Origin of the sequence: Streptomyces hamibioticus, assembly GCF_047946815.1 — a bacterium.
In the GTDB taxonomy this organism is placed as follows: domain Bacteria; phylum Actinomycetota; class Actinomycetes; order Streptomycetales; family Streptomycetaceae; genus Streptomyces.
Genome location: NZ_JBKKQY010000001.1, coordinates 4,159,326 through 4,182,178 on the forward strand (window position 1 = coordinate 4,159,326; position 22,853 = coordinate 4,182,178).

The 22,853-nt window shown below is 73.2% G+C and carries 20 protein-coding genes; 11 read left to right on the forward strand and 9 right to left on the reverse strand.

Features of this window, described 5'->3' with window-relative positions; translation table 11 throughout:
* Positions 1 to 18: 18 nt before the first annotated feature.
* The gene (gene pdxH / locus ACLGIH_RS18790) at positions 19 to 741 is read right to left on the reverse strand and encodes a pyridoxamine 5'-phosphate oxidase (protein ID WP_416526399.1); all 723 of its coding nucleotides are present in this window, start codon (positions 739 to 741) and stop codon (positions 19 to 21) included.
* Positions 742 to 1,006: 265 nt separating this feature from the next.
* Here pdxH and ACLGIH_RS18795 point away from each other — a divergent pair, with 265 nt between their 5' ends.
* A complete protein-coding gene (locus ACLGIH_RS18795; RefSeq protein ID WP_416526400.1) occupies positions 1,007 to 2,107 on the forward strand; it encodes a citrate synthase 2 in 1,101 nt (366 codons plus the stop codon).
* Between the two features lie 268 nt (positions 2,108 to 2,375).
* On the opposite strand, the gene iscB is transcribed toward ACLGIH_RS18795, so the two are convergent.
* Positions 2,376 to 3,995 (reverse strand): RNA-guided endonuclease IscB, encoded by a 1,620-nt coding sequence (iscB, locus tag ACLGIH_RS18800; protein WP_416526401.1) that lies wholly within the window; start codon positions 3,993 to 3,995, stop codon positions 2,376 to 2,378.
* A gap of 253 nt (positions 3,996 to 4,248) precedes the next feature.
* Here iscB and ACLGIH_RS18805 point away from each other — a divergent pair, with 253 nt between their 5' ends.
* The 3 genes from ACLGIH_RS18805 (at position 4,249) to ACLGIH_RS18815 (ending at position 6,666) form a co-directional block, all read left to right on the forward strand.
* On the forward strand, positions 4,249 to 4,704 hold the full coding sequence (locus ACLGIH_RS18805) for a RidA family protein (RefSeq protein ID WP_416526402.1): 456 nt from the start codon (positions 4,249 to 4,251) through the stop codon (positions 4,702 to 4,704).
* 58 nt (positions 4,705 to 4,762) lie between these two features.
* Positions 4,763 to 5,071 (forward strand): GNAT family N-acetyltransferase, encoded by a 309-nt coding sequence (locus ACLGIH_RS18810; RefSeq protein ID WP_416526403.1) that lies wholly within the window; start codon positions 4,763 to 4,765, stop codon positions 5,069 to 5,071.
* Between the two features lie 170 nt (positions 5,072 to 5,241).
* On the forward strand, positions 5,242 to 6,666 hold the full coding sequence (locus tag ACLGIH_RS18815) for a PAS domain-containing protein (RefSeq protein WP_416526404.1): 1,425 nt from the start codon (positions 5,242 to 5,244) through the stop codon (positions 6,664 to 6,666).
* A gap of 159 nt (positions 6,667 to 6,825) precedes the next feature.
* On the opposite strand, the gene ACLGIH_RS18820 is transcribed toward ACLGIH_RS18815, so the two are convergent.
* Complete coding sequence (locus tag ACLGIH_RS18820) at positions 6,826 to 7,581, reverse strand: SIS domain-containing protein (RefSeq protein WP_416526405.1); 756 nt, start codon at positions 7,579 to 7,581, stop codon at positions 6,826 to 6,828.
* Positions 7,582 to 7,838: 257 nt separating this feature from the next.
* On the opposite strand from ACLGIH_RS18820, the gene ACLGIH_RS18825 reads away from it, so the two are divergent.
* Both ACLGIH_RS18825 and ACLGIH_RS18830 read left to right on the forward strand, forming a co-directional pair.
* Entirely contained in the window at positions 7,839 to 8,531 is a 693-nt protein-coding gene (locus ACLGIH_RS18825) for an iron-dependent transcriptional repressor DtxR (protein WP_416526406.1), read from the forward strand.
* 693 nt (positions 8,532 to 9,224) lie between these two features.
* A complete protein-coding gene (locus tag ACLGIH_RS18830) occupies positions 9,225 to 10,151 on the forward strand; it encodes an alpha/beta fold hydrolase (RefSeq protein WP_416526407.1) in 927 nt (308 codons plus the stop codon).
* 14 nt (positions 10,152 to 10,165) lie between these two features.
* On the opposite strand, the gene ACLGIH_RS18835 is transcribed toward ACLGIH_RS18830, so the two are convergent.
* From ACLGIH_RS18835 to ACLGIH_RS18845, 3 genes are all read right to left on the reverse strand, one after another.
* On the reverse strand, positions 10,166 to 11,830 hold the full coding sequence (locus ACLGIH_RS18835) for a transporter (protein WP_416526408.1): 1,665 nt from the start codon (positions 11,828 to 11,830) through the stop codon (positions 10,166 to 10,168).
* The gene (locus ACLGIH_RS18840; RefSeq protein ID WP_416526409.1) at positions 11,827 to 12,621 is read right to left on the reverse strand and encodes an ABC transporter ATP-binding protein; all 795 of its coding nucleotides are present in this window, start codon (positions 12,619 to 12,621) and stop codon (positions 11,827 to 11,829) included. The genes ACLGIH_RS18835 and ACLGIH_RS18840 overlap by 4 nt, the downstream gene beginning before the upstream one ends.
* Positions 12,622 to 12,735: 114 nt before the next feature.
* Entirely contained in the window at positions 12,736 to 13,389 is a 654-nt protein-coding gene (locus ACLGIH_RS18845; RefSeq protein ID WP_416526410.1) for a bifunctional DNA primase/polymerase, read from the reverse strand.
* A gap of 331 nt (positions 13,390 to 13,720) precedes the next feature.
* Between ACLGIH_RS18845 and ACLGIH_RS18850 the strand changes: the two genes are divergently transcribed.
* Positions 13,721 to 15,106: an NsdA family TPR-like regulatory protein gene (locus tag ACLGIH_RS18850; protein ID WP_416526411.1), complete on the forward strand. Its 1,386-nt coding sequence runs from the start codon at positions 13,721 to 13,723 to the stop codon at positions 15,104 to 15,106.
* Between the two features lie 201 nt (positions 15,107 to 15,307).
* Positions 15,308 to 17,005: a hypothetical protein gene (locus tag ACLGIH_RS18855; RefSeq protein WP_416526412.1), complete on the forward strand. Its 1,698-nt coding sequence runs from the start codon at positions 15,308 to 15,310 to the stop codon at positions 17,003 to 17,005.
* Between the two features lie 18 nt (positions 17,006 to 17,023).
* Here the strand turns inward: ACLGIH_RS18855 and ACLGIH_RS18860 are convergent, their stop codons facing one another.
* Positions 17,024 to 18,334 carry an ABC transporter substrate-binding protein gene (locus ACLGIH_RS18860; RefSeq protein ID WP_416526413.1) on the reverse strand — a complete coding sequence of 437 codons (1,311 nt, stop codon included), beginning with the start codon at positions 18,332 to 18,334 and terminating at the stop codon, positions 17,024 to 17,026.
* A 116-nt stretch (positions 18,335 to 18,450) separates the two neighbouring features.
* Here ACLGIH_RS18860 and ACLGIH_RS18865 point away from each other — a divergent pair, with 116 nt between their 5' ends.
* On the forward strand, positions 18,451 to 18,951 hold the full coding sequence (locus ACLGIH_RS18865) for an SCO4402 family protein (protein ID WP_416526414.1): 501 nt from the start codon (positions 18,451 to 18,453) through the stop codon (positions 18,949 to 18,951).
* Between the two features lie 46 nt (positions 18,952 to 18,997).
* A complete protein-coding gene (gene purU, locus ACLGIH_RS18870; RefSeq protein WP_416526415.1) occupies positions 18,998 to 19,879 on the forward strand; it encodes a formyltetrahydrofolate deformylase in 882 nt (293 codons plus the stop codon).
* 117 nt (positions 19,880 to 19,996) lie between these two features.
* On the opposite strand, the gene ACLGIH_RS18875 is transcribed toward purU, so the two are convergent.
* Both ACLGIH_RS18875 and ACLGIH_RS18880 read right to left on the reverse strand, forming a co-directional pair.
* Positions 19,997 to 21,529, reverse strand: a complete 1,533-nt coding sequence (locus ACLGIH_RS18875) for a zf-HC2 domain-containing protein (protein WP_416526416.1) — start codon at positions 21,527 to 21,529, stop codon at positions 19,997 to 19,999.
* A complete protein-coding gene (locus ACLGIH_RS18880; protein WP_416526417.1) occupies positions 21,526 to 22,107 on the reverse strand; it encodes a sigma-70 family RNA polymerase sigma factor in 582 nt (193 codons plus the stop codon). Before ACLGIH_RS18880 ends, ACLGIH_RS18875 begins: the two co-directional genes overlap by 4 nt.
* 332 nt (positions 22,108 to 22,439) lie before the next feature.
* On the opposite strand from ACLGIH_RS18880, the gene ACLGIH_RS18885 reads away from it, so the two are divergent.
* Entirely contained in the window at positions 22,440 to 22,820 is a 381-nt protein-coding gene (locus tag ACLGIH_RS18885; RefSeq protein WP_416526418.1) for an STAS domain-containing protein, read from the forward strand.
* The last annotated feature ends 33 nt before the right edge of the window (positions 22,821 to 22,853 follow it).

The window sequence follows — 22,853 nt, forward strand, 5'->3', positions numbered from 1 at the left end:
ACCGACCCCGTGGGCCGCTCACGGACTGAGCCGCTCCACCCGCCACCCCCCGCCCGGCTCCGCGACGTACCGCAGCCGGTCGTGCAACCGGTTCTCCCGCCCCTGCCAGAACTCCACCGAGTCCGGCACCACCCGGAACCCGCCCCAGTGCGGCGGCACCGGCACCTGCTCGCCCTCCGGATGGCGCGCCGCCAGCTCCGCGTACGCGGCGTCGAGATCGGCGCGCGAGCCCACCACCGAAGACTGCGCGCTCGCCCACGCCCCCAGCTGGGAGCCGTGCGGCCGGCTCCGGAAGTACGCGGCCGTCTCGTCCCGCCCGGTACGCCGCGCCACGCCCGTGACGATCACCTGCCGGGCCATCGGATGCCACGGGAAGAGCAGCGAGGCGTACGGATTCGCGTCGAGATCGCGCGCCTTGCGGGAGCCGTAGTTGGTGTAGAAGACGAAGCCCTCCGTGTCGAAGTGCTTCAGCAGCACCGTGCGGGAGCTGGGCCGGCCCTCGGCGTCCGCCGTGGACACGACCATGGCGTTGGGCTCGAACAGTCCCCCGTCCACCGCGGCCTGCTTGAACCAGCGCGCGAACTGCTCGACGGGCGTGGCGGCGAGCTCGCTCTCGGAGAGGCCCTCGGCCCGGTACTGCTTCCGCATCGACGCCAGATCGAAGGGCACGGCGGGCGCGGAGCGGACGGCGGAGTCGGCGGAAACGGCGTCTCGGTCGGTCACGCCGCCATCCTGCCGCATCCTGCCCGCGACCCGTCCGGCACGGTGTCCTTCGTCACGCGCTGGCACTGAGTGCCGTAACCACTCCCCAAGGCTGACACTCGGGGATATCGTGCTGTGACCGTTCCGTTCGGATGACCGCCGACGGGACGGGGCATCACAGGGGTGACCGCCAGGACCGCGAGTCGGGAACGACGACCGTGGATCCAGGACGGAGGCGACCACGACGCACCCGCACGTGCGCGTGCCGCCACACATCACGATCACGACCATGAGGAGCCGCCTGATGTCCGACTTCGTACCCGGGCTCGAAGGAGTCGTCGCGTTCGAGACGGAGATCGCCGAACCGGACAAGGAGGGCGGCGCCCTCCGCTACCGAGGCGTCGACATCGAGGACCTGGTCGGGCACGTCTCCTTCGGCAACGTCTGGGGTCTGCTCGTCGACGGCGCCTTCAACCCCGGCCTGCCGCCCGCGGAGCCCTTCCCCATCCCCGTCCACTCCGGCGACATCCGGGTCGACGTCCAGTCGGCACTGGCCATGCTCGCCCCCGTCTGGGGCCTGAAACCCCTCCTCGACATCGACGCCGAGCAGGCCCGTGAGGACCTGGCCCGCGCCGCCGTCATGGCCCTGTCCTACGTCGCCCAGTCCGCGCGCGGCCAGGGGCTGCCGATGGTCCCGCAGAGCGAGATCGACAAGGCCCAGTCGGTGGTCGAACGCTTCATGATCCGCTGGCGCGGCGAGCCGGACCCCAAGCACGTGGCCGCCGTGGACGCCTACTGGACCTCCGCCGCCGAGCACGGCATGAACGCCTCCACCTTCACCGCCCGCGTCATCGCCTCCACGGGCGCGGACGTGGCCGCGGCCCTGTCCGGCGCCGTGGGCGCGATGTCCGGCCCGCTGCACGGCGGCGCCCCCTCCCGGGTCCTCGGCATGATCGAGGAGATCGAGCGCACCGGCGACGCCGAGGCGTACGTCAAGAAGGCCCTGGACCAGGGCGAACGCCTGATGGGCTTCGGCCACCGCGTCTACCGCGCCGAGGACCCCCGCGCCCGCGTCCTGCGCCGCACCGCCCGGGAACTGGGCGCCCCCCGCTTCGAGGTCGCCGAGGCCCTGGAGAAGGCGGCCCTGGAGGAGCTCCACAACCGCCGCCCGGACCGCGTCCTGGCCACCAACGTCGAGTTCTGGGCGGCCATCGTCCTGGACTTCGCCGAGGTCCCGGCGCACATGTTCACGTCCATGTTCACCTGCGCCCGCACGGCCGGCTGGTCGGCGCACATCCTGGAGCAGAAGCGCACCGGCCGCCTGGTCCGCCCGTCCGCCCGCTACGTCGGCCCGGGCACCCGCGACCCGCGCGAGATCGAGGGCTACGAGGACATCAAGGGCTGACGCCCGGCCTTTTTCGGCACAGACGCAGACGACCCGCGAGTCTGGTTCCTCCGAGGAGGAGCCGGCCGGACGTACCGGCGACTCGCGGGTCGGGTGACTGCCTGGGATTGGGCCGGCTGCACGCGTCGCTCACGCGCTGGTCCGGCACCGCACTGAATGTGGTGGCGGACCGCTAGCCCGCAGCCACCTCACGCGTCCGGTTCTCATACATTCGCCGGATCACCTCCTTTCGGTGTGAGACACACGCTAGGAGCCGGTGGTCCCCGGATCAACCGGTTTTTTCGAAGGACATCCGTCCCGTTACTCGGCCCGCGTCCCATACCTGTATCCGTCGCCCCGTTTGCAGCAGGCGGAGATGACCGTGGGAGACGTTGATCCGGCCTGCCGACGTCGTGACGCTGTGTTGTCCCCGGGCACGGACCGAGACACGGCCGGTCCACCTGCCGGCCCATCCGCCGGACGGCACGACGGCCCGTACGAGGTCTCCGGTGACGTATCCGAAGTGTTGCTTGGCGCGGCCCCGGCGCAATCTCGGAAAGCCGTACCGGTCCGGAGTGGTGCGGGCGTACGAGCCGCGTCCGGTGGCCTTGGCAACGAGTACCTGCTCGGCGAACCGGACGATGCGGCCCCCGCTCTCATCATCAAGCGGGCCGACCGACAGGGCATCGAGCGTATGCGTTGTGCACAGGCCGGTTCTGCTGCGGTTCGCCTTGGTGAGGCGGCCCGACCACGTGCGCACCGGCCTGCCGAGGGCTTCCAGAGATGCGATGAGGGGCTCGATCGTCGCGTTCATGGCGGCGGCGTCGTCCCGTGGGCTCGTCACCTGTTGCAGGATTCTGGCGAGCTGTTCGGGGCGGTGCGCCAGGAAGGATCGCAGCGGTGTGCTGCCCTTGGCCCTGTTGCAGGACACACAGGCGAGAACCAGGTTGGACAGGCGGTCCGATCCGCCGCGACAGCGAGGCACGAGGTGCTCGATGTTCCAAGGCCCCTGAGTGGTTCCGCAGTACGCGCAGGCGTCGTCCCATGTGGCCTGGAGGTGAGCCCGGACGTTCGTTCCGGCGAGAGGGCGTTCCTCCGAGGAGGCGCGGAAGCCCACGCGCTCGACATGGATCTCGGCGACGGGGGCGTATCGGCAGAGCCGGTCTGCCATCGAGACGACGGTGTCGACGCGGTGGCGCAGGGCAGGGGGCAACCATCCGGCTGGTCGGGTGCGGTTCAGTGAGCGTGGTGCACGGTAGCGGCGATTCGCCGAGCGTCTCCGTCGCCGGTAACCGGCGCGCTGTCGCATCCGTGCACGGATCTGGTCGCCGCGATGCTGAAGTTCGACGGCTACCAGACCACGCCGGACGGTGACGAAGGCACCCTGTTCGTCGGCTTCCGTCTTCTCGTCGGTGACTACGAGACCGGTGCCCAAGGAGCCGGGGTCGATACGCAGCTGGACGTCCTTGACCCCGGACTCGGAACGCGTCCGGTCCCTCAGCCGGATGGTGAAAGGCACGCGGCGTGCTACCACCGCCCGCCCCAGCAGCTCACGCGCCCGGGCCGGATGACACGGCATGAGGGGACGGCCGTCCCGAGAGAGGACGAAAACCCTTGCCGCGCCGCTTCCTCCTTCGTACGCCCGCCGGTGGGCAGGAGCGTCACCGCTCCCGTTCTCTGCCGCCTTCACCGCCTGAGCGGAGCTCTTGGCGTGACGCCGGCGAGCGACGGTGCCTCGCTCGCCGGTCTCCCCTCGCCCATGTTCCCTACCGGTGTCCGGCGCGCCGCCGGAGCGTCCGTGAGCCGTTTCGTCCCTGCTCCCGGGGGTGTCTGCTCTCACGGATTCCAGAGCAGGCTGCTGAGGAAGCACAGCCTGGTGGGTCTGCTCGCCTGCAGGAAACGCAGTCATCGGGGGCACCCTCCCTGATCCGCCGGATCGCGATGACTGGGGCTGGTCACTCGAGACAGGGAGCGAGTGACCTCCCTTCTCTGTTGGCTCCGACGCTAGAAGGCCGGCGCTCGTGCAGGGAGGCGGGTTCCGCGCGAAACGCTCCTTAGTGCGAATCACCGCCCTTTCCCCGAACCACGGGCCGAACTGCCTGCTGGAGAAGCAGGATCGGAACTCGTTCGACGCAACCGGGGCGTTCACCTAGCGTGCGGCCATGACACAGCGACGGGCGATTCTCAGTGGTTCGGTGTTCGAGGAGCGGATCGGGTATGCGCGGGCCGTCGTCGACGGGGACTGGGTGCACGTGTCGGGGACGACCGGGTACGACTACGCCACCATGACGATCTCCGACGACGTGGTGGAGCAGGCCGGGCAGTGTCTGCGGAACATCGGGGCGGCGCTGGCGGAGGCGGGGTGCACCTTCGCGGATGTGGTGCGGGTGCGGTATCTGCTGCCCGCGCGGGAGGACTTCGAGCCGTGCTGGCCGGTGCTGCGGCGGGCGTTCGGGGACGTGCGGCCGGCGGCGACCATGATGGTGTGCGGGCTCGCCGACGAGCGGATGAAGATCGAGATCGAGGTGTACGCGCGCCGGGGCGACGTGTCCGGGCAGTTGCGCGTCGAGAGCGTCGGGGATGTCCAGGGCGTCGAGGGCGTCGAGGGCGTCGGATGAGAGGACGCGCTGCGGGGACTGGCGGCGCGTCCACAACGAGATCGTTCCGCCCGCCGCGATGTCCCTGGACGAGGTGCGTGAGCGCAGCGGGCGGTACCGGCTGGAGAACGCCTATCTCGGGGATGTCCTCGTGGGCTGTTCGACGGTCCGGCCGCCCGAGGGGGAGGAGCGGGTGGCGACCGTGATCGCCCGGGTGCTGCCCGCCTTCCGGGGGCCGGGGATCACCGCGGCCCTGTACGAGCGGGGGCTCGGGCACGCACGCGTGCAGGGGGCCGGGGTGATCGAGCGGGAGCGGTACGTGCTCGACGGAGAGCGCGGGGAGGGCGACGAGCGGGTCGATCTCCGGCTGGTGCCGGCGGACCGGTGAGCGGGGCGGTGAGCGTGGCCGGTGACAGGGGCGTATGCCGGATTTCCGCCGTACAACGATTCTCGCAATCTTGCGGGAATCAGATGTGTGCTGCGTCACGTTCGAGTTGAATGAAGGCCAGTGAGGATACCGACGTGCCGTACGGCGGACACAGCCTGCAGGGGGTCCAGGTGAGTGCTTCCCGGCGTAGGGGGACCACGGACGAGCTGGGACCGGACGAGCCGGAGCAGCCCGGTCCGGATCTGCCCGAGCCCGAGCCCGAACGCGAGGGCGCCGATCTGCTGGCCGCGCTCCTCGACGGGATGGACGCGGCCCTGTGCGCCTTCGACGCGGACGGCGTCGTCACGCACTGGAACCGTGAGGCGGAACGCATCCTGGGCTGGACGGCGGCCGAGGCCGTGGGCCGGCAGGGTTTCGCCGGGTGGGCGGTGCGCAGCGCGGACGCCGAGGAGGTCGAGGGGCGGCTGCTGTCCGCGATGCGGGCGCCGGGGCGGCAGGTGCACGAGTTCGCGCTGCTGACCAAGGACGGCGGCCGGGTGCTGGTGCGCACCCAGTCGGCGGCCGTGCGCGGTCCGGACGGCGAGCCGGCCGGACTGTACTGCGCGTTCAGCGAGGTGCACGCGCAGATCGACCTGGAGCGTTCCATCGCGCTGAGCGAGGCCCTGTTCGAGGACGCCGGCTGGGGTGTCGTGCTGGTCGACGCCGATCTGCGGCCCGCGGTCGTCAACGCGCAGGCGGCGCGGGCGCTGGGCCGGGGCCGTACGTCGGTCCTGGGCCGGCCGCTGGGTGAGCTGCTGTCCCAGGGCGTGGAGGAGCTGGAGAACGCGCTGACGCATGTGCTGGCCGAGGGCGCGCCGCCCGCGCCCGCCGAGATCTGGGTGGGTGTGCGCACCCCGGACGGTGATCGCCGGCGCTGCTGGCGCAGCGGCTTCCTGCGGCTGGCGTCGCCGCTGGCGGAGGAACCGGTGCCGCTCGGCGTCGGCTGGCTCTTCCAGGACGTCACGGAGTTCAAGCAGGGCGAGCAGGAGGCGTCGCTGCTGCGGTTCCGTACCAATCAGCTGCACCGGGCGGCGCGCGTGGCGGCCGAGTGCGAGGACCCGGCGGAGGCGGCCACGGTGCACCTGGACTTCGCGCTGGCCGGGTTCGCCGACCATGCGCTGATCGACCGGGTGGCGGGCGGCGCGGTCGCCGACGGCGAGGCCTCGGGCCCGGTGCGGCTGGTCCGGGTGGCCGGTACGCCGTCCGGGGCGCCGGGGCCGAGCCTGTCGCCCGGCGTGGCCGGGCTTCCGGTGCGGTACGGCGAGGGGCACCCGGCGGTGCAGTGCGCGGAGCGGGCCGGGTCGGTGCGGGCGAGCGCCGGGGCGATGGCGGCGGACCGGGTGCGCGAGTGGGCGGCGGCGCGGCAGTGGCCCGAGGACGCGGTGCACGCGCTGTGCGCGGTGCTGCGCAGCCGGGGGCGGACGCTCGGTGTCGTGACGTTTCTGCGGTTGGCCGGGCGGAGCCCGTTCGAGCGGTCCGACGCGGCGTACGCGGAGGACGTGGCGGCCCGGATCGCGGCGGCGCTGGATCTGGCCGGGGCGGTCGGGGAGGAGTAGCGCGCCCGGGAGTCCCGGCGGGCGTGGCTCGGTGCGGGCCCGTGCCGGCCTGGTGGCGGGCAGTGCCGGACCGGTGGCGGGCAGTGTGTCGGACCGGTGACGGCGCAGTGCCGGACCGTTGGCGGGGCAGTGCCGGACCGGTGGCCGGCCCGGCCCGGATCAGTGCCGGTAGAAGATCCGGTCGCGGTACTGCTCCAGCACGCGGCCGTTCCAGTCGTGGCCGCCGTCGACGTTGCCCGAGCGCAGCAGCGGGGGCTCGATGCCGCGGTCGGCGAGGGCGGCGGCGGTGGTGGCCATCACGGCCTGGAGGAGGGCCGTGGTGACGACCGTCGAGGCGGGCGCGAAGGGCGCCGGGACGGTGTCCAGGCTCAGCTCGGCGTCACCGACCGCGATCTTGGAGTCGAGGACGATGTCGCAGTGGTCCTTCAGGAACGTCCCCGAGGAGTGCCGGGACTTCGTCTCCGTGGCGTACGCCACCGAGGTCACGCCGATGACCTTGGCGCCCAGCGCGCGGGCGTTCACGGCCATCTCCACGGGGAGGGCGTTGCGGCCGGAGAGGGAGATGATCACCAGGGCGTCGCCCTCGCGGAGCGGGGAGGAGTCCAGTACGGCGCTCGCGAGCCCGTCGACGCGCTCCAGGGCGGAGCCGAGCGTGGCGGGCATGACGTCGACGCCGACGACGCCGGGGACGGCGAGCAGGTTCATCAGGGCCAGGCCGCCGGCGCGGTAGACGATGTCCTGGGCGGCGAGGGAGGAGTGACCGGCGCCGAAGGCGAAGAGGCGTCCGCCGTGCTCGACGGTGTCGGCGAGCAGCGTGCCGGCCGACTCGATGCTGCCGGCCTCCTCGTCGCGGACCCGGTGCAGCAGCTCGACCGCCGCGTCGAGGAACTGGCCGGCCGGCTTGCGGTCGCTCATGCGGGTCCCCTTCGGAAAGGCGGTGTCGCGGATCACGGTGCGGTCTGGACCAACGCCGTGTCAATACGGGGGCTGCGGGTGGTCCGTGGTCGCGCGCGCCCTCCTCCGGCGCCCCCTGACGCACCCGCCGACGCCGCAGAGCCCCGCGTTTTCAAGGCGCCGCACGGTTGTCGGTGGTATGCGTCAGAATTGAGTGCAGGGCCAGCGCACGCGCCGGAGGCCGTCGAGCCTCCGGCAGATCTCATCGAGGGGCACGTATGTCCGGACTGATCGACACCACGGAGATGTATCTCCGCACCATCCTCGAGCTGGAGGAGGAAGGTGTGGTCCCCATGCGCGCCCGGATCGCCGAGCGGCTCGACCAGAGCGGCCCGACGGTCAGCCAGACGGTGGCGCGGATGGAGCGTGACGGCCTGGTGTCCGTCGCCAGCGACCGGCATCTGGAGCTCACCGACGAGGGCCGTCGGCTGGCCACGCGCGTGATGCGCAAGCACCGCCTCGCCGAGTGCCTGCTCGTCGACGTGATCGGTCTGGAGTGGGAGCAGGTGCACGCCGAGGCGTGCCGCTGGGAGCACGTGATGAGCGAGGCCGTCGAGCGTCGCGTGCTGGAGCTGCTGCGCCACCCGACCGAGTCGCCGTACGGCAACCCGATCCCGGGCCTGGAGGAGCTGGGCGAGAAGGACGGCGCCGACCCGTTCCTGGACGAGGGCATGGTGTCGCTGGCCGACCTCGACCCCGGCCCGGAGGGCAAGACCGTCGTGGTGCGCCGCATCGGTGAGCCGATCCAGAAGGACGCCCAGCTGATGTATACGCTGCGGCGCGCCGGTGTGCAGCCCGGCTCGGTGGTGAGCGTGACGGAGTCGCCCGGCGGCGTGCTGGTCGGCAGCGGCGGCGAGGCGGCCGAGCTGCAGGCGGACGTCGCCTCCCACGTGTTCGTCGCCAAGCGCTGAGCCCGGCTCGGGCGGGTCGTCGACTGCCTCGTCCCGCGGGGACGTTGCGGTGCCGTTTCGATCCCGTCGAATCCACGATTCAGTGAGCCGAACAGCAGCGCCCGGACGCTTCGCGTGCGAGGCTGTCGCGTGGGGCATATGACCTGGCGGCACCCGGCCGTGGTCCGACAGCGATGTCGTCCGGCCCCGCCGGGCCGGGAACGAGCCGGACAGAGGGGGAGGATGTGCCGTGAAGACGTCAGAGGGCCCCGGCGCTGAGCGGCGCCGGGGCCTGTCCTCCCCTGTGCTGACCCGGAGCCCCGAGCTCTCAGGGTCATTCCCCTCGGACCGTTTTCCCCGAGCGGTCCGCCTCCCGTTGAAGATCTCCCCTCCGCGGCAGCGGTCAATCCCTGAGGGGTGTCACTCGAATGAGGGGTGTTGTCGGCCGGGACAACGTTCTCGAATGAGAGTTCGATAGCCTACGGGTCGGCGGCCGCGCGGGCGACAGTGTGTTCGGCGGCGAGGGAACGCCCGTACGACGGCAGGCATGGACGCCACGGCACATACGGCGCCACGGCACGCGGCCCTACGGCGGGCACGACAGCACAGCAGCACGGAAACCAGCGGCAGCACGGCAGGCAGGACACGGTTCAGGACCGGCCGGTCCCAGCGGTGGCGGGCGGTCCGATCGGAGCTTTGGGGGTGCCAGGATCAATGGCGCGACGCATCGACGTGACCGGGGCGGGCGGGGTACGCCTCGCCGCCTGGGAGTTCGGCGACCCTCCCAAGACCGACCCGGCGACCGACCCGACGACGGGCCCGGCGACGGACCCGGCCCCCGGAGCCGGGGGCGGCCCCGGCGCCCCGGGCGTGCTCTTACTGCACGGCCTGATGGGCCGCGCCTCGCACTGGGCGGTCACCGCCCGCCGGCTCTCCGCGCGCCACCGCGCGGTCGCCCTCGACCAGCGCGGCCACGGCCGCAGCGACAAACCCGTGGAGCGCGCCGCCTACACCCGGGACGCCTACATCGAGGACGCCGAGGCCGCCCTCGAACAGCTCGGTCTCGGCCCGGCCGTCCTCATCGGGCACGCCATGGGCGCCCTCACCGCCTGGCAGCTCGCCGCCAAGCGCCCCGACCTGGTGCACGGACTGATCATCTGCGACATGCGGGCCTCCGCCCTCGGCGCCGCCTCCCAGCGCGAGTGGGCCGAGTGGTTCCGTGCCTGGCCGCTCCCCTTCGCCACCCTCGCCGACGTCCGCAAGTGGTTCGGCGAGGACGATCCCTGGATGGAGCGGCCCAATCCGGCCCGCGGCGAGTTCTACGCCGAGGTGATGGCCGAGTCCCCGGACGGCTGGCGGCCGGTCTTCTCCCCGGACCGGATGCTCACCTCCCGCGAGACCTGGGTCTACGACGCGCACTGGGAGGAGCTGGCCCAGGTCCGCTGCCCCACCCTGGTGGTGCGCGGTCTGGACGGCGAGCTGGGCCGGGCGGAGGCGCAGGAAATGGTCCGCGTCCTGCCGCGCGGGCAGTACGCGGAGATCGCCGACGCCGGCCACCTCGTCCACTACGACCAGCCGGACGCCTGGCTCGCGGCGGTCGAGCCGTTCCTCGACACCCTCCGCCCGCCGCTGCCCGGCTGATCGGCCGCCGGCGCTCACCCCTTGCTGACCGCCGTCAGGATCTCCGGCAGCCGCCGGGCCGTCTGCGGCGCGGCGAGCCGCAGCCCGAGCAGCGTCAGCACCGCCCCGTAGGCCGTGCCCACCGGCAGCAGCAGCCACGCCCAGGCGTCGCCGCCCGCGCTCACGTTCAGCCAGATGGTGAGCGCGATGACGGGCGCGCACAGCAGGGCGGCGGCCGCCATTCCGCCGAAGATCGAGAGCCAGGCGAGCCCGACCTGACCGGGGGCGACGTTCTTGTGGCCCTCCTGCGGGATGGAGTAGGGGAAGCGGGCGGAGCTCCAGGCGCCGGTCGCCAGCATCGCGCCGAGCAGCGCGAAGGACAGCCCCAGCGCCTCCGGCAGCGCCCCCCAGTCGCCGAGCATGGCGGTCGTCAGGACGGTGACGAAGGTGGCGTACGGCAGGGTGACCAGGATGAGGGCGAGCGCGCGGGCGCGCAGCTCCACGTAGGCGTCCCGGGGCGAGGAGATGGTCATCGCGACCATCCAGAACGCGGAGGTGTCCTGGCCGAACTGGTTGTACATCTGGATGCCGAGCATCCCGGCGGCGAAGCAGGCCAAGTACACCGACCCCGTGCCCTGCCAGGCGTTGAACACCGGCACGATCAGTCCGATGGCGAGCGAGGTCACCCAGGCCGCCTTGGTCTTGGGGTCGCGCCACGCGTAGCGCAGGGTGCGCTCCATGGTGGTGCCGGTGCGGCTGGGGGTGCCTCCCCTGCTTTCGGCCCTGGCGGAGGGGAGCAGCCGGGCCGGGCCCGTCGAGGTGCGCTCGCGTTCGGGCCGGCCGCCGGTCTGCAGCGTGGAGCCGTCCGGCGCGGTCATCAGCCGGGTCAGATGCCGTGCCCACATCCACAGCAGCACCGCCAGCAGTGCCGCGCTCAGGGCGAGCTGCGCGACCGCGATCCCGTAGGACCCCTCGCTCACCGCGTCGACGGCGCCGATCGCCGACGCGGGCGGCACCCAGCGCAGCACGTCGGCGGCCGGGTCGAGCTGCGCCAGCCCGGACGTGCCCAGCTGCTGCACGCCGAAGTTGACGACCTGCGCCCCGATCGCGATGAGGAGCCCGCTCAGTACGGCCAGATCCCGCCCCTTGCGGCTGGTCAGCAGGCGTACGTTGGCGGCGGCGACGGCCCGCGCGAGCGCCACGCACACCAGCAGCGCCAGGGCGACGGCGAGGACAGCGACGGCGTACGCCGCCCCGCCGTGGGCGACGGCGATCACCGAACCGGTGAACATGCACAGCGTGAACAGCGGCCCTATGCCGACCAGCGAGGCCACCAGCAGGGCCCGCACCAGTGGGCGGGGCCGCAGCGGCAGCATCACCAGCCGGGTCGGGTCCAGCGTCTCGTCGCCGCCGGGGAAGAACAGCGGCATCACCGCCCAGCCCAGCCCCAGCACCGCCACGAGCAGCACGATCAGGGAGTCGGCGTGCGCGTGCCCGCGCAGCGCGATCAGGCCGACGAGCTGGAGCGCGGCGAAGAGCAGGACGACGACGGCGGACGCGATGTAGGCGGCCCGCCGGCCACCGGACTGCCGCAGCCCGTTGCGCAGCAGGGACAGCTTCAGCCGTATGAAGACCGAGGTGACCGAGTCGGCGGAAGCGGCCGGTGCGACACCGGGGACGGTGGTGGTGCCGGCGCTCATCGGGCGGCCCCGCCGCCCAGCCAGTCGAGCCCGGTGGCGGCCTCCCGGCCGCCCGCGCCGACGAGTTCCAGGAACGCCTGCTGCAACGAGGCCGCCTCGCCGCGCACCTCGGCGAGCGGGCCGGTGGCGCGGATGTGACCGGCGGCCATGACGGCCACCCAGTCGCACAGCGACTCGACCAGCTCCATCACGTGGGAGGAGAACACCACGGTGGCGCCGGAGGCGGTGTACCGCTCCAGGACGCCCCGGATGGTCTGTGCGGACACCGGGTCGACGCCCTCGAACGGCTCGTCCAGGAACAGCACTTCGGGATTGTGCAGCAGCGCGGCCGCCAGCCCGATCTTCTTGCGCATGCCGGTCGAGTAGTCGACGACCAGCTTGTGCTGGGACCCGGCCAGGTCGAGGAGGTCGAGGAGCTGGGTGGCCCGCTTGTCGACCTCCGCGCCGGGCAGCCCGCGCAGCCGGCCGGTGTAGGCGAGCAGTTCGCGCCCCGACAGCCGCTCGAACAGCCGGAGCCCTTCCGGCAGCACCCCGATCCGGGCCTTCACCTCGGCCGGATCGCGCCACACGTCGTGCCCGACCACCTCGACCGTGCCCTGGTCCGGCCGCAGCAGTCCCGTCACCATGGACAGCGTGGTGGTCTTCCCGGCCCCGTTCGGCCCGACGAGCCCGATGAACTTGCCCGCCGGCAACTCGAGATCGATCCCGGCCACGGCAACCTGCTGCCCGAACCGCTTCCAGAGCCCCCGCACCCGTACAGCGTCAGCACTCACCGCATCTCCCTCCGTCAAGGTGAACCCTACGGGGGAGTAGCGCCGGAAAAGGGGCGCGGGGTGCTGCGCGAGGCGCCACGAGGAAGCCGAACCCGCCGTACGGCAGAAACGCGGCAGGTCAGTGGGTGCGGGCTACCGGTCCCGCCCGCACGCATAGGCCAACGGAGAGATCAACTCCTCGACATCCGGCAGCCACCGGTTCGTGGCCGTGGGCGGACAGGCCCACTGCACGGCCCCGCGGGTCCCGTACCGCGTGGGCGGCGCGGCCACGTACTCGCCCTCCCCGAGCGCCGTCAGATCGAGGGACAGGGGAGACCAGCCCAGCTTGCGCACCAGCTCCGGCACCTTCACGGCCGCCCCCGGGAGGACGAAGAACCGCATCCTGCGGTCCGGCGCCAGCGTCACCGGCCCGAGCGTCAGCTCCATCCGCCGCATCCGCGCCAGCGCCAGGAACCCCGCCGTCTCGGGCACGTCGATCGCGTCGAACGTGCGCCCCGTGGGCAGCAGGATCGACGCCGTCGGCCGCTGCTGCCACATCCGGCGGGCGACCGTCGCGCTGCCGGTGGCCTGGGTCGCCCAGTCCGCCGTCGCCGGGTGGGCGCCCGGGACGGCGCACGCCGGGTCGCCGCAGGAGCACAGCTGCACCCCGTCGGCGGCTTCCAGCCAGGTGCCGGGAAACACGTCCCAGTGGCGCTCCTCGGCGTAGCGAACGGCGTGCTCCAGCAGCGATGTGCCGCGCTGCTGCGGGATCTGTGCGGTTTCGGTGCCCGGGATCGTCTCTTCCACGTGGAACTCAACTCCCCTGCCCACCCCGGGTTACGGCCGCCGCACGCGCGGGGGAGGAGCACCGCTCCCATCCCCGGGGCGCATGGGAGCACGGGCGGGGGCGCGCGGGAGGAACCGCGGTGGGAGCTGGGTAGCCACGTCAGGGGCCGGCACCCGCCGTTACCCCGGCAATCCTCGCAAACCCCGCATCACCGGCACTTCGACGGGGCATTGATCTTCACGGTCGGTTCCCTTCGCCCGGTTCGGCCTCCGGAGCGCAGGGAGCCGGCCCGGAAGACACGTCAACTCGGTGCGTGGGCAGGCACCCGAGCCATGAAGCAGGGGGTACGCCATGGCCGCAAGGCCTCTCGTCGCGCGGCAGCCGAACGAACGGCTGCAGGCGCTCATCCAGGAAGCGGGCTGCTCGAACGCGGGTCTCGCCCGCCGGGTCAACATGTGCGGCGCCGAGCACGGTCTCGATCTGCGCTACGACAAGACGTCCGTGGCGCGCTGGCTGCGCGGACAGCAACCCCGCGGACGGGCACCGGCGATCATCGCCGAGGCGCTGGGCCGCAAACTGGGGCGCACGGTCACCATCGACGAGATCGGCATGGCCAACGGCAAGAACCTCGCGTCCGGTGTCGGCCTGCAGTTCTCGCCGACCGTGCTGGGGGCCATCGAGCAGGTCTGCGAGCTGTGGCGCAGCGACGTCGGGCGCCGTGACTTCCTGTCCGGCTCCTCCGTCGCCGCCTCCGCCCTGGTGGAGCCCAGCCGCGACTGGCTGATCTCCACGCCCGACTCCCAGGTGGCGCGCTCCGCCGGGCCGCGGGTGGGCCAGTCCGACGTCACGGCCGTACGGGCCATGACGCAGGCGCTGGTCGACCTGGACCACCAGTACGGCAGCGGTCACGTCAGGCCGGTCGTCGTGCACTACCTGAACAGCGTCGTCTCCGGGCTGCTCGCCGGTTCCTACCGGGAGGCGGTGGGGCGCGACCTGTTCGCCGCCGTGGCCCGGCTGACCGAACTCGCCGGGTACATGGCCGTGGACACCGGCCAACCCGGCCTCGCCCAGCGGTACTACATCCAGGCGCTGCGCCTCGCGCAGGCCGCCGGCGACCGCGGCTACGGCGGATACGTGCTGGCCGCGTCCATGAGCCACCTGGCCGCGCAGCTCGGAAACCCGCGCGAGATCGCGCAGTTGGCGCGGGCGGCGCAGGAGGGGGCGCGCGGACGCGTCACGCCGCGTGCGGAGGCGATGTTCCACGCCGCCGAGGCGCGCGGGCACGCGCTGATGGGCGACGTGCGGGCCGCCCAGACGGCGGTCGGGCGCGCGATCGGCGCGATGGAGTCCGCCGATGCGGCCGCCGGGGACGACCCGGCCTGGATCGCGCACTTCGACGAGGCCTACCTGGCCGACGAGTTGGCGCACTGCCACCGGGACCTGGGACAGGCGGAGGCGGCTGCGCGGTGCGCCCAGCAGTCCCTGGCGGGGCACCCCGAGACCCGGGCGCGCAGGCGGGCCATCGGTTATGTGCTGCTGGCCACCGCGCAGGTGCAGCAACGGGAGATCGAGGAGGCGTGCAGCACCGGTCTGAAGGCCGTGGAACTGCTGCGCAGCCTGCGCTCGGACCGGGGCGCCGAATATCTGGAGGACTTCCAGCAGCGGCTGGAGCCGTACCGGGAGGAGGCGGTGGTACGGGAGTTCGGGGCGCGGCTCGATCTCCAGGCGGCCGCGTGAACGTTCGGCCCGCGGCGGCGTGAACCCACGGGAAACGAGCCGGGGGTGAGGCGGGGGTGACGTGAACAGCGCGCCGCGGCCTGGTTTTGTTACTGCGGTCACAGGGAAGGAGGTCACGTCCTGTGCGGCGTGGCAACGGGCTCAGGGGACCGGTAGCGTGAGCCGACGATTGACGAAGGTCCCCCATTCGTAGGAGTCCCGGTGACGCAGAGTGGACAGGGCGAGGAGCCCTCGCGGCGCCCCGCGCGCGAAGGCATCGTGCTGCCCTCCGACGGTGGTGAACCCCTGCTGCCGGGCCCGGCGAACGGTACCGCCGGCCACCGGGCGGGCGGACCCGCACCGTCCTCCGCACCCGCCGCGGCCCCGGCCGGCGGCCAGGCCTGGGACCAGCCGTGGGGGCCCGACCGGCAGCACAACCCGGCCCCGGGCCAGGGCTGGGGCGCCGCACCGGGCCAGTCCTGGGGCACGCCCGAAACCGCCCAGCAGGCCCCGGCCGCGCAGCCGCCCGCCGACGGACCGGGCGACTGGTCCGCGCCGGGCCCGGCGCAGCCCCCGGCCGGCGGTCCGTCCGTGTCCGGTCCGGGCCCGCTGCCTCCTGAGGGCGCGCAGCCGCCGGCGTACGGGACCCAGCCGTCGTACGGCGCGCAGCCCCCGGCGGCCTACGGTGGCCCGCAGGCGCCGTACGCCGGGCACGGGCAGCCGGCCGGGCCCCCGCCCGGCCGTGCCGACGAGGGCGCCACCCAGTACATACCGCCGGTGACGGCACCCGCCGACGACGGGGCCACCCGGTACATACCGCCGGTGGCGGCTTCCGCGGACGAGGGCGCCACGCAGTACATACCGCCCGTCGCACCGGGCGCGCTGCCGCCCGAGAACGCCGCCGGGCCCTCCTCGGAGGACACCCGCATGCTGCGCCGGCCCGCGCAGCCCGGCCCGCTGCCGCCCGCCTCCGGCCCGGCCTCCGGACCCGATGCCGAGGCCACGCAGTACATCGCGCCCGTTCCCGGGCAGACCGCGGGGGCGCCGTTCGGTACCGCGCCGGGCGGCGACGCGGGGCGGCAGCCGCCCGCCGAGTTCGACAACCTCTTCCGCAGCGGGCCGGGCGGCGACCACGTGGTCTCGGCCACCCAGCAGCTGCCCGTCTTCGATGAGCCGGCCCGCGCCGACCGGCCCGGGTACGTCCCGCAGGGCCCCGGCGGCGGTGGCGGCCGGCGGCGCGCCGGTCACGGCGGTGACGGCGGCCGGGGCGGTCGCGGCGGGCGGACCGGTTCGCGCGTGCCGCTGCTCGCGGCGATCGGCGTCGGTCTCGCCGTCGTCGGGGTCGGCGCGGGCGCGCTGCTCGCCGGTGGTGGCGGCGAGGAGCGGGCCGACGACGCCAAGGAGCCGCTGTCCGCCACGGCCCCCGTGACCGAGACGTCCGCGTCCCCGTCGCCGACCGTGGACCCGGCCGAGGAACAGGCGGTGGAGCTGGACAAGCTGCTCGCGGACAGTGGCAACAGCCGGACGGCGGTGATCAACGCCGTGACGGACGTCAAGTCCTGCGACAACCTCTCCCGGGCGGCCAAGGACCTGCGGGACGCGGCCAAGCAGCGCACCGGTCTGGTCACCCGCCTGAAGGGGCTGTCGGTCGACGAGCTGCCCGACCACGCGGCGCTGACCACCGCCCTGACCAAGGCGTGGCAGGCCTCCGCGTCGGCGGACAACCACTACGCGGCCTGGGCCGACCAGACGGCCGGCAAGAAGGGCTGCAAGAAGGGCAAGGCCCGCACCACCTCCCAGCTGCAGGCCGGCAACCGGGCGAGCGGCGTCGCCAGCACCGAGAAGGCCAAGGCCGCCAAGCTGTGGAACAAGATCGCGCGGACGTACGGTCTGACCGAGCGGGAGCCGACCCAGCTGTGACGGGGGCGGCGGGGCGGGTCAGTGCACCTCGGCCTCGCGCAGGGTCTCCGTCGTGTCGAGGGAGCCCTTGCGGGCCGCCACCAGCCGCCCGTCCCGGACGACCTGGACGGTGACGTCGGTGTTCACCAGGCGTGGGAAACCGACGGACGACAGCTTGTTGTCGAAGTGCCACTGGAGGGTGGGCGTGAGCCCGCCGGTGCCGACCTTCAGCCCGTCGTCGAGGGCCCGCGTGATCGTGCCGGCGGTCACCTCGCCGTCGCCCAGGGACTCGGCGATCGCCTTGAACGCGGTGTAGGCGATCCAGGTGGTCTGTACGCCGGCGTCCGCCGCGTCGATGCGGTTGTCACCGAAGGCCTCCTGCTGGATCACCTTCTTCATCGGATCCCAGCGCGGGTCCGTCGACACCGGGTACCAGCTGGTGATGTACGACCCCTCGTACGGGCTGGACGCGCCGCCGGTGGCGTTGATCGTGGACTGGTCGACACTGCCCAGCACGGTGCCGGTGCGCACGTCGGGGTAGCCCTGGCGGGCGCGGCGGAAGGAGTCCATGAAGGTGCTGGTGCGGTCCCCGAGGACCGGGACCACACAGCCCTCCGTCAGCGGGTCGGCCGTCGCCCGCCGGAGGGCCTGCTCCGACTGCCCGCTGTACTCGGTGGCGTCCTCCGGCGCGCGCTGGTCGGCGGCGCGCCCGTGTCCGCCGGCCCGCAGACCGGAGTCGAGCATCGCGGGCAGCTGGTCGCCCGCGATGGTGTCGGGGCGGACCAGGGTGACGGGGCCGCAGTTCTTGGCGAGCGCGCTGCCGAGGCCGGCCAGCAGCGTCGGCTGGCCGCCGTTGACCGGGTAGGACAGGGGGCTGGTGAACTCCGAGTTGTTGATGCCGTACCCGCCGATGTACGGGATGCCGGCGCCCTCCAGCACGGGGAAGAAGGAGTCGGCGTGCTGGCTGTAGGAGCCGACGACGGCGACCGCCCCCTCCTTGGCGGCCCGCCGGGCGCACTTGGCGGCGGAGATGCTGTCGTTGTGTTCGTTGCAGGTGAGCACGGTCAGCTCACGGCCGTTGATGCCGCCCTGCTTGTTGATCCAGCGGGCGTAGGCCTGGGCGAAGGCGGGCATACCGGGCTTGTTGGTGGCGCCGGTGTCCTGCGGGGCCCAGGTCATGACGGTGATCGGGCCGCCCCCGGTGCCCCCCGTGACACCGGGGACGACGCCGCAGCCGGCGACGAGCGACGCACACGCCGCCAGCGCACCCGCGGTCAGGGCGCGTTTGCCGGCGGGTCGGAGGAGGCGGGGGAGGAGGGCGCGGGGGGTGCGTGGCCTGCTGCCGGTCATGGTCCGCACGATTCCGCCACACGACTAACCTGGACGTCACCTGCGGTCAACGAGGAGTGACACGGAGGTGAATTACGGGGGCCGGTGAGGCACGCATGGAGGGGAACGTACGATCGATGACCGTGCAAGGTTCGGAGAACTCTTCCCGTCGCGGCCGTCGCTCCTCCACCATGGGCGGCATGCCCCTGAACGACATGCCGTGGTGGCGCTGGCGCAGCAACGTGCGCTCGGCGCTGCACATGCTCTCCGACCCCGCCTTCCAGCGGGACGTCTGGCTGGCCGGCGTGGACGGCTACGGCGACGTCACCGACGCGGTGTACCGGCTGGTCGAGGACACCTGGCTGGACCACTGGTCCGCCGAGAAGTACGTCGGCACCATCTTCCGCGACTCCCAGGAGGCGGCGCTCGTCGACACCGCCGTGCTGCGGGTGCTGCGGATCATGCACCAGGTGGGGCCGGACGCCCCGGTCTCCGCCTACCTCGACCACGCCGCCTGGCCGGAGGCGGTGCGGGCGGCCCGGGACGCGCACGTGCGGCTGGCGAGCAGCGACGGGGAGGACCCGGACGCGGCGCCGCGCACCCTGGAGGTGCTGAGCATTCTGACGCGGTCCACGTAGCGGGACGGACGCCGGGCGGGGCGCCGGATATGGGACCCTGTGCTGCATGAACGAGCAGTCCACCCCAGCCGCGGTCCCCGCCGAGCAGTACGTCCTCACGCTCTCCTGCCCGGACAAGCAGGGCATCGTGCACGCCGTGTCGAGCTATCTGTTCATGACCGGCTGCAACATCGAGGACAGCCAGCAGTTCGGCGACCACGACACGGGTCTGTTCTTCATGCGCGTCCACTTCTCGGCCGAGGCGCCGGTGACGGTGGCCAAGCTGCGCGCCAGCTTCGCGGCGATCGGCGACTCGTTCCACATGGACTGGCAGATCCACCGGGCCGACGACAAGATGCGCATCGTGCTGATGGTCAGCAAGTTCGGCCACTGCCTGAACGACCTGCTCTTCCGCGCCCGGATCGGGGCGCTGCCCGTGGAGATCGCCGCGGTGGTGTCCAATCACACCGATTTCGCCGAGCTGGTGGGGTCCTACGACATCCCCTTCCACCACATCCCCGTGACGAAGGACACCAAGCCGGAGGCCGAGGCGCGGCTGCTGGAGATCGTCCGCGAGGAGAACGTGGAACTCGTCGTCCTCGCCCGCTACATGCAGGTGCTCTCCGACGACCTGTGCAAGCAGCTGGCCGGGCGGATCATCAACATCCACCACTCCTTCCTGCCGAGCTTCAAGGGCGCCAAGCCGTATCACCAGGCGCACGCGCGGGGCGTGAAGCTCATCGGGGCGACCGCGCACTATGTGACGGCGGATCTGGACGAGGGGCCGATCATCGAGCAGGAGGTCGAGCGGGTGGGGCACGACGTCACGCCGGACCAGCTGGTCGCGATCGGGCGGGACGTGGAGTGCCAGGCGCTGGCGCGGGCGGTCAAGTGGCATGCGGAGCGGAGGATCCTGCTGAACGGGCGGCGGACGGTGGTGTTCGCCTAGGAGCCCGGGAGGTTCGTTCGTCGGCGGGTCGGCGGGTCGGCGGCTGCGGATGGTGCGCGACCGGCCACCGACGACCCGCCGCCGACGACCCGCCGCCGACGCATCCGGCAACCGCCGCTACATCCTGCTCAGACTGGCCGCCGCGAACAGCACGTCTTTGATGGCCTCCCGGTCCCCGACCTGCCCCGCCACGGCCTCCGCCGGCGGCACATGGCCGGCGGCCAGCCGGCAGAACTCCACCCCGTCCAGCGCCACGTGCGCCACCTCGTGCTCGGCGGAGCCCAGCGCGGCGGGGGAGTCCAGCGGGATGAGCCACTCGCCGCCGCCGGAGCCCTCGATCTCCAGCCGCAGGCTGCGGCCCGGCTCGCCCGCCGCGACCAGACGCCGCTGCGGGCCGGCCGAGGCCAGCCCGGCCCGGCGGCGCGCGGCCAGCACGCCGGGCAGCATCCGGGCCGCGAGGTCGATCATGCGGTTCAGATGGCGCGGCGACGGAGGGTCGTAGGGGTAGTCCACGGCGTCGGCGATGTCCTCGGCGTGCACCCAGCACTCGAACGCCCGGTCCACCAGGGCGTCGTGCAGCGGCAGGGCGTAGTCACCGTAGGAGACCGGCAGCCGGCCCGCGGAGCTGCCGGTGAAGCCCGCCGTGCGGACGATGTCGTGGCTCTGCTCCCGCCAGGGCGCCCGCACCGTGCGCGTGGGCGGGAAGCGCGAGGCGCGCCAGTACGCCTCGGTGCGGCTCGCGGGGGCCGGTTCCTGTGCCGCGATCTCGCCGAGCGGGTCGGCCAGGCCGAGGGCGACCGCGACCAGCCCGTCCACGGTCAGCAGATGGGCGATGACCCCGGCGACGGTGGTGCGGCGGCTCGCCACGTCGTCGGCCTCGAACCAGCGCAGCCGCACCGGCGCATGCCACTCGGCGTCGCCGAAGTCCTGGAGCAGGGCGTCCAGCCGTGCCGTCTCGGCGTCGTACGGGACGGCCCACTCGGGCACCGGGATGCGCGGCGGGCGCCGATCCAGGCAGCCCTCCAGGACACGCGCGCGCAGGGCGGGGTCCAGGTCCAGCGTCTCGGACCGCTGGAGCAGCCCGACGGCGTCGCGCAGCCGCAGCGCCTCCTCGGCGCAGGCGCCGCAGGCGCCGAGGTGCTCCTCGACGGCCGTGGCCTCCTCCGGCGAGCAGGCGGCCAGCGCCCACGCCCCGAGGAGCGACTTCAGTACGTCGTGCTCCAGCACGAGCGGCCCGCCCCGTCCCGTGGTGTCGATGACGTCGGAGGGCGGGGGCAACGGCACCCCGGAGTCCTCGACCGCGGCACGCGGCAACGGTATCCGCGGCGGCCCCGGCACGGGCCCCTCCCCGCCCCCGTCCGCCGCCGAACCGTCCCCGGCCCCGAAACCGCGCCCGCCCCGGCCTGCGGGGCCATGCCCGTCCCCGGCCCCGGGGCTGCGGCTGTCCCGGCCCGCCGGGCCGTACTCGCTCCCGGCCCCGGAACCGCGGCCCTCCCCGCCGGCCGGGCCGTACCCGTCACCGACCCCGGGACCGGGGTCGCCGGCACCGCCGGGCCATGTCGGGACGGCCCCGGTGCCGTGGGTGCCGTGGGTGCCGTCGGGGTTCTCCTGTCGGCCCGGCCCGCCGTACTCGCCTCCGTACTCGCTCACGCCGCACCCCCGTATCCGGGCGGCGCCCCGGGCGCTCCCGCGTCGTGGGCCGTGGACAGCAGCTGGAGCCCCAGGCGGAGCCGGCGGCGGGCCTCGTCCTCGGTGACGCCGAGGTCGGCGGCGGTCTGGCGGTAGTCGCGTCGCTGGAAGTAGGCCAGCTCCAGGGCGGCGCGCAGCGGGGCGGGCATGGACTGGACGATGTAGTCGGCGCGGGCGGCGACCGAGGCGTGGCGCACCTTGCTCTCCAGCTCCTCGGCGCTGCCGGCGCCGCCGCGCTCGAGGGCGGCGGTCTCCGTGGCGCGCAGCCGCTGGACCGCCAGCCGGTGGGTCAGCGTCGCGACCCACGTGCGCAGCGGGCCCTGCCTGGGGTCGTAGGCGTCCGGATGCTCCCAGACGTGCGCGAAGACGTCGCGCGTGATGCCGTCGGCGGCCCGCTCGTCACCGAGGACGCGGTGGGCGAGGCCGTGCACGAGGGACGCGTACCGGTCGTAGAGCTCGCCGAGGGCGGCCGCCTCGCCGCGCGCGAGCCGCTGCTGCATCTTGCCGTCCCAGCGCAACGGCGCGTTCCTTTTCGCCATGCGGCCCCTTCACCCCCTGCTCGTCCCCTCCAGCCTGCGGCCCTCGTCCCCCCGAATGTAGTCGGCACATCTGACAGCGCACGCCCCTTTGTGGCAAAGCGCGCCCCCGGCGGGCCGCGGGTGATAGGGCTGCCCGCCGGCCACCCGGCCCCTCCATCGTGCGACCGGATACGATCGAACAGGATCGAAAGCGGCTAAAACAAGCCTCTTTCGATCGGCGGCCGTTTCCGGCGGCGTGTTTGCGGGCACGGCCGGTGGGCAGGCGCGCGCCCAAGAAGCGTAGGCGCAGCTTCCGTTTCGGATGAATCCGGACGAATCGCCGAGTGAAGGGCATGGTGGTGGCGTTCAATGTGACCGGAGCCGAGCAGGGCGAGTGGGCCGTGCTGCAGGTGTCGGGCGAGCTGGACCTGGTGACCTCGCCGGTGCTGCGCCAGCGGGTGCACGACGTGGTGGCCGAAGGGCGCCACAGCCTCGTCCTCGACCTCTCCCAAGTGCTCTTCTGCGATTCCAGCGGCGTCGGCGTCCTCATCGCCTCCCGTCGCCTCATACGTTCCTGCCAGGGGAGTCTGCGCCTGATCCTGCCGGCCCGGGGCGCCGCCGACGGCTCCCACGTCAACCGGGTCCTCGGCGCCCTCGGCGTCCGCCGTCTGTTCGACGTCCACCCCGACCTGGCCTCCGCCACCGGCGACGAACCGCGCCCGCTGTCGGCCTAGGGTCGATCGCGCGTTCCAGTGTTGTCGCGGAAT